This is a genomic window from Cutibacterium sp. (genome assembly GCF_030525615.1).
GTDB lineage: Bacteria > Actinomycetota > Actinomycetes > Propionibacteriales > Propionibacteriaceae > Cutibacterium.
Genome location: NZ_JAUNEJ010000001.1, coordinates 236,241 through 250,865, shown reverse-complemented (window position 1 = coordinate 250,865; position 14,625 = coordinate 236,241). Strand labels below are relative to the sequence as shown.

The following is a 14,625-nucleotide window of genomic DNA, read 5'->3' as shown; positions in this document are numbered from 1 at the left end:
CTTGTTGTCGCTTCCTGCTCATGTCATCGGCGTCTTTGCAGCTCTGCGCTACGAGTGTTGTGCTACCCGAGGTGACAGATGTGCCGGCCACCTGAATAGCTGGTCGTCATTGGCTCTGCCAATTGAAGGTTTAAGTGACTCTTCGCACTCGAGGATGTAGGGGGTGTGAATCCTCCAATGATAGGGTGCTGTCGTGGATCGGGTTACCACCCCCCAAATACCTCCACGCCCAACCACCGGTCTACCTCCTCAATTACGAAACGACTCTAAAACATCAAGAGACCATAATCTCTACGATCGTGCTGGCTCGGCACGCTTCAGATAATAGACCGCCACACATGCTAGCATGACAACAATGACCCACGATATTTCATAGGCGAGCCTCCCGGTGGACTCATTATCATTGAATGCCATAGCAACGATTGATGTCGTCAACGGGATAAACATCGTCGAGGACAGCGATTCGACAATGACGGAGGAGCTTGCCATCTCCTCAATAGTGATACCGTCTGAAATTGCTGGGTCCTCGAAAAAGATGTTCATCGTATCGAGATACGTTAAACCCATTCCTACCCCAGCGGTCGACCACAAGATGACGAACACGACCGTCGGGGACCAATGGCCCCACTGAAAAACAAGCCACGCAACAATCACGGATGACGACGTGACAAGTAACGCCATACCAATGGAGGATCGTATCCGATAGCTGCGTTTAGTTGTCGCAGGTTTAGCCCCACAGAACACTCCAAGAACCGCCCAAGCTAGACCTCCTCCGGTGAGGATATATCCGAGAGACTCTGCACCAACATGAAAAATGTCATGTACCGTTAAGCTGACGAGTTCATTTGCCACAAAATAACTGCCTGTCAAGAAGAACATTCCCGAGAGAGCCGCCCTTCGAGGTGTGCGCTTGATAAAAGTCCCCTCAGGCATAAGCAATACGGCAGCGCGACCAAGAATAACAAGCCCCAGCAGTAGAAGTATGATCTTGAAAGCACCAGCAGCCGGAATAATGGTAAGGCCAACGCCCGTAATTATAAGAAAAAGAACTACAAGAGACAACGGTGCATCATTTTTAGTATCATGATTTTTGAGGTTCAGTGCAACTACTATTCTGGCGAGTATTAAGAGTGGCAAGTATAGGATCATAGCCCATCGCCATGACAGTAGATGAGTGACCCAAGCGGCATAGGTTGGACCAACGACTGATGAAATCACCCAGCTTGCTGAAGAAAAAGCTAGTGTCAGTTGTCTTGCTCGACCAGATAGTCCGAGCGCTACTGCTCCAATGGAAGTCATTGCGAGAATAGAACCAGCTAGGCCGCGAATAAATGCCCCCATGATGTACACCACGATATGTGGAGCAAGGGCACTTGTAACTGCTCCAACGACGAGAAGAGCCGTTGCACTCAATAAAAGCCGTGATAATAATATTCTATTCATCAAAGCTGCACCGATAGGCAAGCCAGCCATAGAAGCAATGGTTGAAACTCCCAAGACAACGCCATACGAGCTTTGAGCGTCGAGATCCTGAGCCATAATAGGGAGGATCAGTTGATTGAGATAACTCTGCATACCCCCAATGAGCTCAAGGATAACAACCGAAACCGCAATTAACAGCCCAGATGATCGTTTGGCCATGATGTCCTTCTAGCAATGGGGAAGAGGATACACGTTGAGCTTGTCGAGAGAAGTTGGTTCCTTCTGATACCCCAGTAGTACGGGCTCGTTTTGGATGACATGATTCCCTAAATGAAGATCCCCTACAGCAAAATTTGGAACTAGGCCAGGGACAATAACTCGAATAACTGAGATTTGTAGAGTCTGAACATCGGGCGATGTCACGTCAATCATGACAGGTTCTAATGACATACTATCGAGAATTTTGACGTAATAGTTTAGCTCATCATCAAGGTTCTCGAAATGGCAATCAGGGTAAAAATACCCGCGTGCAGTCTGCTGGGGGAACAGCCACGGACGTACGCGGCTTAGTAGCCGCCAATCAAGATAAACTTGTTGCTGAAGCATCAGATCGTTCATTGTCGAAAAATCTGATAAGTAATAATCAAGATACCTTCGATCTTGTCGCCACGGTTTTGCGATACCCTCCCAGAGTTCACCGCGCTCAATTGCCATGAACAGTTCACCAGACGGATTGAGTAAATCAAAACTGCCGGCTTGAAGCGTACATGCTTCAGTAAGCGCTTTTAATATTGCGGCTTCATTGGTTAGTCTACAACCAAAACCTGTGTTAACAATTCCAGACTCCACGTTGAGGACTGTAGCGGCATAAATTGGCACATGGAAGCGGTTTTCAATGTTGACAATCGAAACGACATTGCCCTTATTCTCAAATTCTGTTACAAGATTTCCTATAAAACTATCCTTTTCAACAGACAGCCGAACACCATGTGGTGGATTGTGCCACCAACACATAGTAGCATGGCGTTCCATCAGTTCTTGCAGAGCGTTGACACATGCCGACGTCACTGTTCTGCCTGCAGAAATCCCCGCGTAGGCGGGAGCATTAATATGTGGAAGGGGGTAATCTCCAAGCTTTTGAAGCCGACGGTGGTTTACAAAAACCATGGATACTGGGACAAGTTTTTCCTCTCCCTTAAAGGTCTTTCCAGTGGTCCATGTCGTAACGGTCTCATTATGAAATCCTTCGAACCTTCCACCAAAGTTGTGAATTTGCTCGGGCGTAAAAAGTACAAAATCACTGGGGTTGACGGGGGTTAGCCCATTACGTTTAAGGGAATTTGCACTACCGATTACAACCTTGTACGGATCAATGATATTGACACAATACCTTTCGTATGCTTCACCTAATGCCGACAACTCCGCATTATGTAGATTATTGAAAGAACTCCCCTGACATACGGTATTGTTCGCCCAGCAGGAAGCGGAGCGAAGGTCAGCAACATCGCTCTGGACGGTTATTAGTGATGAAGGCAGCGTGGGATGATTCTCAATTCTGCGGAGTCTTTTAACGATTCCGTGGCGTGGATTCTGACTGGCGGCCTCCGTGTAATCGGATGGAGCCAGAGGGATCGCCCTGTTTCCAGTTAATCTGAATGGGATTAAATCAGAATGAATGAAAACCTGAGATAAAACATCATACTCTGAAGCCGAGTAACTTGCACCGTCCTGTTTTTCCGGAAAACAAACCTCATTGTGCAATATAAACTGCTGCAGTATATAAAAGGTCAGCTTATCTAAGGATGTTAGGTACGACTCCTGAGATAAGATCTCATAGATATCTTTCCTGGGAAAATTAGTTTTCCGCCTTGATACGATGTCAGCGTAGGTTAGACGCCCTGCCGTTAAAGTCGGACTTAAACATGATATAGGAAGCGTAACTTCGAGAATTCTGGTCTTCTTTGAAGAATTAACCCCGCATTCTGCTAAAGCCCCTTTTCGTTCGACCGAATCAGATGCTGTCACTATTAATATGTTAGAATCCGATGTGCCTTTAGTCAGCTGATGTAACCGGCATACCGAATCGCTTATAGTATCATTCAAGGAGTCAACGAAGCATAGAACTCCGCTAGGGATGAGAATGTCGGTGGGTTTTATTGTCTCGTTAATCGGGGTGAACAGGCGGATGTTTTTGGATGCCTGGATTCGTTTTTTCGGGATGTACAAATCTCCCGTCGAATCTCGCACAAGAGTGATGACCCCTGAGTCTTGCCAAACACTAACTACCTTCATGCTCGCCAACTCTGTTACGGTAAACCTATGACGGACTTGGGGAAGGATGATGGTTTCCGTTTGGAGCGAGGATATTCTCTCCTCTGGGGTCGAGGTCAATTCTCACAAAGTCATCAGAATTGAGTTCAATATTCATTACCCCTCCTAATCTCTGCCAGTTTCATGCTTTTTCTGATTGGATCGGGAATGACTAGGATACCTGTTGTTACTAGTGTCGTCAACGGAGGGGCAACTACCGCGATCGGACACCCTTCTGGGCGAAGAGCCTCTCGTTAGAGCTACCCACGTTAACGCACCCGGATTCCAGAGAGGTGAACTGTACTGGGTTTTCTGGGGGCAACGAATACACGGAACGGCTACTGTCATGCGTGTTCGGAGGACGTAGATTGAGGAGCTGCGGGAGCGGGCCATCTGAATGGCTGTGAAGGCCAACCGGGATTTCGGAGAAGTCTAAGAGCGCAATAAGAAGAATCGCCCAGGAGCTGGGCGTCTACCCCGAGGTGTTGCGCACTGTAGTCACGAAGGCCGCAGTCGACACAGACGCCCGGTCGGGAACCGCCAGTCGAGGCCCAGCGGATCCGGGAGCTGGCGAATGAAGCACACGATGCTCAACCGACTCGAGAACACAGACTAAGGCATGTGCCTTGCTGCACCGTCGAGCGGCTAATACGGGCCACGGGCCTGCACGGCATCCGCCGCGCCAAACCGTAAAGGACGACCTGGTCGAAGGACGCATGCCCTGTGGACCTGGCCAAAAGAACTTCAGCGCGTTCAAGTCTCACGGGTTCTGAGCTGATATAAACCTACGAGCCAACCTTGTCGGGATGGGTACACGTATCTTTCATCACCGACGTGTAGTCCCGGAGGATCTGGCAGGCTTTTACCAGCCTGTACACCAACCTGGCTGGACACCCTACGCATGGGTATCTAGCAGCACGGGCGCTAGGGTGCAGACCTGAAGGGGGCTGATCCACCCACCACTCCCGGTCCAGTACCGAGCCATCCCGTGCAGGAATCATCGCTAGGCTGGTCAGCGTGCATCTTCTCCTCATCCGCCATGGTCAGTCCGAAAACAACGCCGCCGCTGCGCAGTCCGTCGAGGCTTACCAACGGGGCCGCAAACCAGACCCTGAACTCACCGAGCTGGGTCAACGTCAGGCTGAGGCGCTAGGGGCATGGATCGGATCAGTCTCCCCGCGACCGACCAAGCTGTATTCCTCCCCCATGATGCGCACCATCCAGACGGCAGCCCCGGTCGCCGAAGCCCTCGACCTACCCATCATCGTCAATGACCTCATCTTTGAGCGTCCAGGCCCAGTTGAGATTGTTGACGGAGTTGAAACCGGCCATCCAGGGTCATCGCTGTCAGCTTTGTCTGCCATCACCGATCGCGCGGTCTTCCCGGAATCAATCACTGAGCACGGGTGGCGCGAGGCCCGCATCGAAACCGCAGCTGAGGCGGCAACTCGTGCCGGTCGTATCGCTGAATGGGTTCGTAACGCACACGATGACCACGATTGCATAGCCCTGGTAGCCCACGGAGCTATCGGGTCCATGCTCCTACTCCATCTGATAGCCCCACAACTTGCCGCTGACCTGCGCAATTACCCCATCGGGAGCGAACCCCACTGGATCGGTTTGCAGAACACCGCCACGTCGATGATTGAGCTTCACCCGAACGGATACGAGATTCACTGGATTAATCGGGTGGATCACCTCATTGAAGCCGGTATGGTCCACGGCGCCGTTGCCGCCTCTACCGGTAACCCCGGCACCCGCTGAGCAACGAAAGAGAGATTATGTCCCCCACTCGACGCAAGATTCTGCGCACCGCTGGCAGCGTCGCCGCCCTAGCTACTACCGGAGCGATTGCTGGGTGCAATACTTACCAAAACTCCAACGACGTTCACTCCGGGCCGGCAACCATCAAAACTGCGGATGTGCCAGTCGGCGGCGGAACCGTCATCGACGGCACGAACTTCGTCATCACCCAACCCACCAAGGGCACGTTCAAAGGCTTCGTACGAGTGTGTCCGCACGCTGGATGTCAGGTCGATGAAGTCCGGGACGGCTCCCTGCTGTGTCCTTGCCATGATTCCACGTTCGACATCAGTGATGGCCACGTGACCCAAGGCCCTGCAACTGCTGGTCTTGGCAAGGCCAAGGTGACCGCAAAGGGCGATTCCTTGACCGTCAGCGGTTCCTGAGCCGCTTAGCGGGTCTTCTTGCCGGTGGTCCTCTTCGCGCCCTTCCTCTTAGCGCCGGGCGGCTCGGCAATGAGAGCCGGCTCATCACCAACAGGAACTTCTCGCCCGGCCAGTATGTCTGCCAGGAACTGCCCGGTGTAAGACTCCTCGACGGCGGCTACCTGTTCTGGGGTTCCCTCTGCAACGACCACCCCGCCACCGTCGCCGCCTTCGGGTCCCATATCAATGATCCAGTCGGCGGTCTTGATGACGTCAAGGTTGTGCTCAATGACCAGAACGGAGTTGCCTTGGTCGACAAGCCGTCCCAGCACCAGCAGAAGCTTGCGAATGTCCTCAAAGTGCAGACCGGTCGTGGGCTCGTCTAGGACGTACAAGGTTCTTCCGGTGGAGCGCTTCTGCAGCTCTGAGGCCAATTTGACGCGCTGGGCCTCGCCACCTGACAGAGTGGTTGCTGGCTGGCCCAGCCGTACATAGCCCAATCCGACCTCGACGAGAGTCTTGAGGTGACGGTGAATCGACGTGATCGGTTCGAAGAAGGTGCATGCCTCCTCGATAGGCATGTCGAGCACCTCCGCGATCGTCTTGCCCTTGTAATGAACCTCCAACGTTTCTCGGTTGTACCGCGCACCGTGACACACCTCGCACGGTACATAGACATCCGGAAGGAAGTTCATCTCAATCTTGATGGTGCCATCGCCCTGGCAGTTTTCGCAGCGTCCGCCCTTGATATTGAACGAAAATCGACCCTGCTGGTAACCGCGCACCTTGGCCTCAGGAGTCTGGGCAAACAAGGCACGGATCTTGTCGAAGACTCCGGTGTAGGTGGCCGGGTTCGACCTCGGCGTCCGCCCTATCGGAGATTGGTCAACATGGATCACCTTGTCGATCTCCTCGACCCCAGTGATTGTCCGGTGTTTCCCAGGCACGGCTCGAGCACCGTGAATCCGGTGCGCCAACGATGTGTAGAGAATCTGATTGACCAAAGTCGATTTACCCGAACCGCTCACTCCTGTAACGACGACGAGCTGACCCAACGGGAAGGTGACGTCAATATTGTGCAGATTGTTTTCCCGAGCACCCTTGACAACCAACTGCCGTCCGGTTCGGGGACGTCGGGTCGCCGGCAGGGGGATGGATCTCTTTCCCGACAAGTAGGCTCCCGTCACCGACCTCTCATTCGCCACCAAGTCGTCGACAGTGCCTGAGACGACGATCTCTCCGCCGTGCTCACCTGCTCCCGGACCGACGTCGACAACCCAATCGGCGACACGGATGGTGTCCTCGTCGTGCTCGACGACGATAAGGGTGTTTCCGAGATCTCTCAGCCTGACAAGGGTGTCGATGAGACGACGATTATCGCGCTGGTGCAAGCCGATAGAGGGTTCATCAAGGACGTAGAGCACACCGACGAGTCCGGAACCGATCTGAGTTGCCAGCCGGATGCGCTGTGCCTCTCCACCCGACAGCGAACCAGCCGACCGCGACAAGGTGAGGTAATCCAGGCCGACGTCTACAAGGAACCGAAGTCGTGCCCTCACCTCCTTGATGACCCGCTCGGCAATGGTCGCTTCACGCTCGGTCAGCGTTAAAGCATTGAGAAATCGCGAGGCCTCCCCGATGGACATATCGGAAACTTCCGCAATGTTGCGGCCGCCGACCGTCACGGCAAGACTCGTCGGCTTGAGACGCTTGCCATGGCAATCGCGGCAGGGCACCTCGCGCAAATACTGGCCCCACCGGGAGCGAGCGGCGTCGGTTTCGGCCTCGTCATAGCGACGACGCACGTAGTGCAGCACTCCCTCGTAGTTCTGCGCGTAGGTACGAACCCGACCAAACCGGTTGCGGTACGAGACCATGACCGGATCACCATCGCCATGCAGGACCAGTTTGCGAGCTTTGGCTGGAAGCTCTGACCAGGGCAAGGTGACGTCAAAACCGTGGTTCTCTGCCAACCCGGCAAAGACGTGCTGGTAATGGTTGGCGACTCGCGGACCCGACCATGGCGCAATGGCACCGTCAAGCAGGCTCAGCCCCGAATCGGGAACCACAAGTTCGGGATCGACCTCAAGGGTTGCTCCCAGACCTGAGCAGGTCGGGCAGGCTCCCCACGGGCCATTAAAAGAAAACTGGCGAGGCTCCAACTCATCGATGTCAATGTCATGCTGATTGGGGCAAGCCATCGTCTCAGAGAATCGGCGTTCGCGATGCGGGTCAGATCGATCACGATCAACGAAGTCGATACCCACAATTCCGTGGGCCAGACCAAGGGCGGTCTCCACCGATTCCGTCAGACGCTGCTTGGCTGACGATTTGACCGCGATTCGGTCAACAACAACATCGACGTCGTGTTTGCGTTTCTTGTCCAACGGCGGTACCTGACCGAACCGATGAACCTCGCCGTCAACACGTACACGGGTGAAACCGTCAGTCGTCAGCTGTCGAAAAAGCTCAACGTACTCACCTTTGCGGCCACGAATGACCGGAGCCAGTACTTGGAACTTCGTGCCCTCTTCCAGGGCCATCAACCGATCGACGATCTGCTGAGGTGTCTGACGGCTGATGAGCTCACCACACACTGGGCAGTGGGGTTTACCGATACGAGCCCACAGCAGGCGCAAGTAGTCGTGAATCTCAGTAATCGTGCCGACTGTCGAACGGGGGTTGCGTGACGTGGACTTTTGGTCAATAGAAACGGCCGGGCTGAGGCCCTCGATGAAGTCGACGTCCGGCTTGTCCATCTGCCCCAGGAACTGGCGGGCATAGGACGACAAAGACTCCACATACCGACGCTGGCCCTCAGCGAAGATGGTGTCGAAGGCCAAGGACGATTTCCCCGAACCTGACAAACCTGTGAACACAATCATCGCGTCCCGAGGAAGGTCCAAACTGACGTTACGTAAATTGTGTTCTCGGGCACCGCGGACGATGATGTGGTCACTCACAGGCTTCATGGTAGAGGCCCGGAAAGACAGATCTGCGTCTCTGCGCGATCGGCATAACGGAACACAAAACCTCCTCAAAACCCATGAAATTGCGATCAGCAGGCTTGCCCAGTGTCCGTTTGTCTGGAAACTTCGGCGAACTGCCAGTAGGTTAGGCGTCATGAGCGCAGTCACACGACCTCCAGGTCTGTGTCCCAGCACTCCCCCACACATCATTCGCGCCGCCAAGCGGGAAGCCACCCAACGTCTCCTCGGGGCCACCATGGGTCTATCGGATGAGGAATGGCAGGCTCCCAGCAGGCTGGCTGGATGGACTCGTGCGCATATTGCGACCCATATCGCCCGGAACGCCGAAGCTCTCGAAGCGGTGGCCAAGGCCATCGTGGCTGGCCATAAAGCTCCCCGCCTCTACCCATCGGACGAAATCCGCGATCGCGACATTGAACGCGGGTCTGAACGCGACGGAGTGGAGTTACAGATTGATCTGGACACCACGGCAGGTTCACTCAACGCGGCCTTTGACTCCCTTGACGATGTGGAACCGGGTACTGCGGTGTGGCTCACTGATGACATTCGTGTCGACGCTACCGACCTGCCAGCGCTACGACTTGCCGAAATCGCACTCCATCACATCGACCTCGATCTGGGTATGACCGTCGATGAGCTCCCCGATGTCGCAGCCCGAACCTTGTTGGAATGGGTATGTTTCCGACTACGTGACCGTTCAGAAGTACCGGCCATACGTGTCGTCTCCGATTCCGGGCTGATCGACCGTATTGGCGGGGTCGGATTCGCCACGACAGTTCACGGACCTGACGGCGCGCTGGCAGGATGGCTGTCAGGAAGAGGAGGGACCGCACGTCTCACCGGCACCGACCAGCTCGTCGTCCCTATGCTCATCTAGCGGGATCTCCGACGGAACACCTGCTCATTTGAGGAAGGAATCGTCATGCCGCTCTACCACGTCGATCCCGGATCCGAGGCCGCCCTCATCCGGGTCAACAACAATGTCGAACTCATCAAGGTGTCGGTGGGCACAATGGACAACAACGCCTACCTCATTCATCCCGACACTGGCCCTGCCATCCTCGTCGACGCAGCAGCGGAACCCGAACGACTCAAAGCCGTCATCGGCGACGACGAGGTCGGCGCTGTCATCACGACCCACCGTCATTCCGACCACACCGGGGCTCTCGCCGAAATCATCGCGACGACGGGAGCACAGCCATGGTGCGGTGCGCCCGACGCCGAGGCCATTGAAGCCGCCACCGGCGTGACCTGCCGCACGATATGGGACGGCGATCTCTTCCGCCTCGGCGAGATCGAACTTGACGTCATCGGTCTGGTGGGCCACACCCGTGGGTCCATTGCCCTCCGCCTGCGTGGTAACCCGAACGACCACGTTCTAACGGGAGATTCCCTTTTCCCCGGCGGCGTCGGTAAGACCAGTGGGAGCCGGGAATTCGAACGGCTCTACAACGACGTCTGCATGAAAATCTTCGCGCCGCTGGCCGACACGACAATCATCCATCCCGGACATGGCGACGCCACAACGGTTGGAGAGGAGCGTCCCAACCTCCCGTTGTGGCATGCCCGCGGCTGGTGATCTCACCTCACATCAAGCCTCGATCTTGGCCTTCGCGTCGTCTCTCTTGCTTTTGATGATGCTTGCGACGGTGGTGACGACCAAGGTCGCAATGATGACGCTCAGAGACACACCAATCGAAACCTCGGTACTGACGCCGAACCATGCCTGATCCAGCCCGTAGTGGTGCATGGCATGACCGATGAGCTTGAGCGCGATGAACCCCAAGATGACGGCGAGGCCCAAGGACAAGTACACCAGGCGTTCGAGCAGATTTCCGATGAGGAAGTACAGCTGGCGTAGTCCCATGAGGGCGAAGACGTTGGCGGTGAAGATGAGGTAGCTCTCGCTAGTCAGACCATAGGAGGCCGGGATGGAGTCCAGCGCAAAGAGCAGGTCAGTCATCCCCAAGGCTACACAGATCATGAACATCGACGTGGCCAGAATCTTGCCATTCTCACGCACGAAGAACTTGGTACCCCGATAGTCCCCGGTCGTCGGAACCGTGCGCTTGAACCACGCCATGAAGCGACCGTCTTCACCTGCGTCCTTGTCTTCATCATCTCGATGGCGGTACTCACGCACCTGGTCAAACGCTGAATACAGCAGGAAAGCACCGAAGATGAAGAACACCCAAGCCCAGGCTTCCAAGATGGCCTGGCCCAAAGCAATGAAGACACCTCGGAAGATTAAGGCGACGATAATGCCCACCAGCAGGGCGAATTGCTGCAGCTTCGATGGAACGTTGAACTTCTCCATGAGGATGAGGAAGATGAACAGGTTGTCGATGGACAAGCTGTACTCGGTCAACCACACTGCGAAGAACTGTCCGCCTGCGGAATGCCCTTGAAGGCCCCACACCCCCAGACCGAACAACACTGCCAGCCCGACAAACACACCAACAAAGATGGCGCATTCCTTCGGGGAGGGGACGTGAGGTTTTCGTCCCAGGATTATGACATCGAAGAAAAGCAGAGCCCCCATCACCAAGATGGTGATGATCCAGACATACGCGTGAACGTGCAAAATCGAGCCTCCGAAGGAGTAGCGAAAAAGCCTGGAGGTCTCGTCCGCACCAGCACGGCATATGCCGCTTTACCGGGGCTGTGTGGCCGGACCGTGATGGCACGATCGTGATGACGACCACACTTTTCTCAAGAGTACTCCCCTCCAAGAAAGTCTATCTTTTCACACCCACAACGTCATATGCGAGTCTCGCTCGCGAGTGGACTAGCGATTGGCCTCCACCATCTGACGCAGTTCCTTCTTCAAGTCCGCAATCTCATCGCGCAACCGAGCCGCCACCTCGAATTTGAGTTCGCCAGCAGCCGAGCGCATCTCATTGGTGAGCTCGACAATCAAGTTACCCAAATCCTCTTCAGCCATCTTCGACACGTCCAGACGCTGACCTCGGGCAGCCCGCTGCTCATCAGTAATCATCGAGCTGTAACCCCGATGGCCCTTTCCATAGTTGAACTTCTCGACCAGAGCGTCAGTGTCAGCCTCCTCACGAGCCAACATCTCAGTGATGTCTCCGATCTTCTTGCGAAGCGGCTGCGGATCGATCCCGTGTTCCTTGTTGTAGGCCATCTGAATCTCGCGGCGACGATTCGTCTCGTCAATCGCAACCCTCATCGAGTCGGTGATCTGGTCGGCGTACATGATGACCTGCCCGTTGACGTTTCGAGCCGCACGGCCAACAGTCTGGATGAGCGAGCGCTCCGAGCGTAAGAATCCTTCCTTGTCAGCGTCCAAAATGGCCACCAAAGATACCTCGGGCAGGTCGAGTCCCTCTCGCAGCAGGTTGATACCGACCAGGACGTCGAACTCCCCCATACGTAGTTCTTTGAGCAGCTCAATGCGCTTAAGGGTATCGATTTCCGAGTGCAGATAGCGGGTGCGGATACCGTGCTCCATGAGGTAGTCAGTCAGATCCTCCGCCATCTTTTTGGTAAGGGTCGTGACCAGGACACGGTCTCCCCGCTCAACTCGGGTGCGAATCTCGGCCATCAGGTCGTCGATCTGGCCGCGAGTGGGTTTGACGATGATCTCAGGATCAACCAGTCCGGTCGGACGGATGATCTGCTCAACGACGCCATTGGCGCGCTCGGTCTCATATCTCCCGGGCGTGGCGGATAAGTAGACGGTCTGTCCAATCCGCTGGGTGAACTCGTCGAATTTGAGAGGACGGTTGTCTATCGCGCTGGGCAGTCGAAAGCCGTGCTCTACGAGGGTGCGCTTACGGCTCATGTCGCCCTCGTACATACCCCCGATCTGCGGCACGGTGACGTGGGACTCGTCTATGACAAGTACGAAGTCCTCGGGAAAGTAGTCGAGCAGACAATTCGGGGCTGAGCCGGGAGCGCGCCCGTCGATGTGGCGCGAGTAATTCTCGATACCGGCACAGGCACCGACCTGCTGGAGCATCTCGATGTCGTAGGTGGTACGCATTCGCAACCGTTGCGCCTCCAGCAATTTCCCGTCACGCTCCAGGACTGCTAGGCGCTCCTCCAACTCTTTCTGAATGGACGCGATCGCCCTCTCCATGCGCTCCGGCCCAGCGACATAGTGGGTGGCCGGGAAAACGTAGACCTGCTCCTCCTCACTGATGACCTCACCGGTCAGAGGGTGCATCGTTGTCAGAGCCTCGATCTCGTCGCCGAAGAACTCCACACGCACGGCGTTCTCCTCGTAGACCGGGAAAATCTCCAGGGTGTCGCCGCGAACTCGGAACGTGCCACGCTCCCCCGAGATGTCATTACGGACGTATTGGTTGGTGACGAGATCTCGCAGCAGCTCATCGCGGTTCCACTCCTGACCGACTTCCAACGGGATCATCCGATCGACGTATTCCTGAGGAGTGCCCAGACCGTAGATCGCTGAGACCGTTGACACGACGATGACGTCTCTCCGGGTCAATAGCGAATTCGTTGCGGAATGGCGCAGTCTCTCAACCTCGTCGTTGAGGCTGGAATCCTTCTCGATATAGGTATCCGTCTGCGGTATGTACGCCTCAGGTTGGTAGTAGTCGTAGTACGAGACGAAATATTCAACGGCGTTGTCCGGGAAGAAATTGCGTAACTCCTGGGCAAACTGAGCCGCCAGGGTCTTGTTGGGCTGCATGACGAGCATCGGCCGCTGCAGTTTTTCGGCCAGCCATGCAACAGTAGCCGTCTTGCCAGTGCCAGTGGCACCGAGTAAGACAACGTCCCGCTCTCCGTTCTTAATCCTTTTCTCCAGCTCGGCAATAGCCTGCGGCTGGTCACCCGATGGTTGAAACTCACTGACGACGTGGAAAGGCGCAACGCGGCGGGTGATGTCGGTAACTGGACGCATGGTGCCAACCCTAGTTCGAGATACCCGGGATAGGTTCCGCTGAAAGCATGTACCCGGCTCCGCAATGAGAACCTGGTGATAAATCTTCTACACGATCTCGCCGTTGACGGCAAAGTCATACTCATTGCCACCCACAGCGACCGGGTAGCGAGTCGTTGTTCCCGGGTGCTGTCACTGTCGCCAGACAGTCTCACAGCGAGAACCGGGGCGGATGACCCGCAGGAATTCTGGACCATACGCGGTTGACCTCAGTCGGAAGATCCTCCAATGGGCCACTGGTGTCAATGACGATATCCGCGATATCCAGTCGCTCCTGACGAGATGCTTGAGCACGAATTCTCGCCCGCGCGTCCTCCTCAGAACTCCCGTCTCGCTCAACCACACGCCTGATCTGTTCGGCAGGATCGACATCGGTCACGACAACCGTGTCGAATTCGCCTGCTCTTCCGGTTTCGACCAACAAGGGAATATCGTGAACGACCACAACTCGTTCATCCGCCGCCCGGGCTTCGTCATCAATCCGTCGGGCGGCCTCCTCGACGAGAGGATGGATGATTCCTTCCAAGCGTCGCCGGGCGGCAGGATCAGCAAAAACGATCGACCCCAATGCCGAACGGTCCAAAGAACCATCGTCGGCAAGCACATTCTCACCGAAAGCCTCAACAACTCGACGAAGTCCTTCGGACCCGACCGCGACGACAGCACGGGAAAGCTGGTCGTAATCGATGATGACGGCCCCGTGCTCAGCCAGCAGCCGGGAAACCGTCGACTTGCCACTGGCGATCCCCCCCGTCAGGCCGACCCGAACGATACTGGGTTCTTGACCTCGGGACGACATCAG

At 55.5% G+C, this 14,625-nt stretch carries 10 protein-coding genes; 4 read left to right on the top strand and 6 right to left on the bottom strand.

All coding sequences use genetic code 11. The features are described 5' to 3' along the window. Nucleotides 1-291: 291 nt before the first annotated feature. Together Q4B98_RS01135 and Q4B98_RS01130 are read right to left on the bottom strand one after the other, a co-directional pair. Nucleotides 292-1,641, bottom strand: a complete 1,350-nt coding sequence (locus Q4B98_RS01135) for an MFS transporter (RefSeq protein WP_303194849.1) — start codon at nt 1,639-1,641, stop codon at nt 292-294. A 9-nt stretch (nt 1,642-1,650) separates the two neighbouring features. Next, the gene (locus Q4B98_RS01130; protein ID WP_303194847.1) at nt 1,651-3,447 is read right to left on the bottom strand and encodes a YcaO-like family protein; all 1,797 of its coding nucleotides are present in this window, start codon (nt 3,445-3,447) and stop codon (nt 1,651-1,653) included. A 1,302-nt stretch (nt 3,448-4,749) separates the two neighbouring features. Here Q4B98_RS01130 and Q4B98_RS01125 point away from each other — a divergent pair. Both Q4B98_RS01125 and Q4B98_RS01120 read left to right on the top strand, forming a co-directional pair. Next, entirely contained in the window at nt 4,750-5,496 is a 747-nt protein-coding gene (locus Q4B98_RS01125; protein WP_303194846.1) for a histidine phosphatase family protein, read from the top strand. Between the two features lie 17 nt (nt 5,497-5,513). Further along, nucleotides 5,514-5,921, top strand: a complete 408-nt coding sequence (locus Q4B98_RS01120) for a Rieske (2Fe-2S) protein (protein WP_303194844.1) — start codon at nt 5,514-5,516, stop codon at nt 5,919-5,921. 5 nt (nt 5,922-5,926) lie between these two features. Here Q4B98_RS01120 and uvrA read toward each other — a convergent pair whose 3' ends face one another. Then, the gene (uvrA, locus tag Q4B98_RS01115; protein ID WP_303194843.1) at nt 5,927-8,872 is read right to left on the bottom strand and encodes an excinuclease ABC subunit UvrA; all 2,946 of its coding nucleotides are present in this window, start codon (nt 8,870-8,872) and stop codon (nt 5,927-5,929) included. A 253-nt stretch (nt 8,873-9,125) separates the two neighbouring features. Between uvrA and Q4B98_RS01110 the strand changes: the two genes are divergently transcribed. Next, a complete protein-coding gene (locus tag Q4B98_RS01110; RefSeq protein ID WP_303195554.1) occupies nt 9,126-9,767 on the top strand; it encodes a maleylpyruvate isomerase family mycothiol-dependent enzyme in 642 nt (213 codons plus the stop codon). 45 nt (nt 9,768-9,812) lie between these two features. Beyond that, a complete protein-coding gene (locus Q4B98_RS01105; RefSeq protein WP_303194841.1) occupies nt 9,813-10,469 on the top strand; it encodes an MBL fold metallo-hydrolase in 657 nt (218 codons plus the stop codon). A gap of 12 nt (nt 10,470-10,481) precedes the next feature. On the opposite strand, the gene Q4B98_RS01100 is transcribed toward Q4B98_RS01105, so the two are convergent. The 3 genes from Q4B98_RS01100 to coaE all read right to left on the bottom strand — a co-directional run bounded on the left by Q4B98_RS01100 (nt 10,482) and on the right by coaE (nt 14,622). Next, complete coding sequence (locus Q4B98_RS01100; RefSeq protein WP_303194839.1) at nt 10,482-11,474, bottom strand: TerC family protein; 993 nt, start codon at nt 11,472-11,474, stop codon at nt 10,482-10,484. Nucleotides 11,475-11,678: 204 nt separating this feature from the next. Next, nucleotides 11,679-13,784 (bottom strand): excinuclease ABC subunit UvrB, encoded by a 2,106-nt coding sequence (uvrB, locus tag Q4B98_RS01095; RefSeq protein WP_303194838.1) that lies wholly within the window; start codon nt 13,782-13,784, stop codon nt 11,679-11,681. A 190-nt stretch (nt 13,785-13,974) separates the two neighbouring features. After that, on the bottom strand, nt 13,975-14,622 hold the full coding sequence (gene coaE, locus Q4B98_RS01090; protein ID WP_303194836.1) for a dephospho-CoA kinase: 648 nt from the start codon (nt 14,620-14,622) through the stop codon (nt 13,975-13,977). Nucleotides 14,623-14,625: the final 3 nt, after the last annotated feature.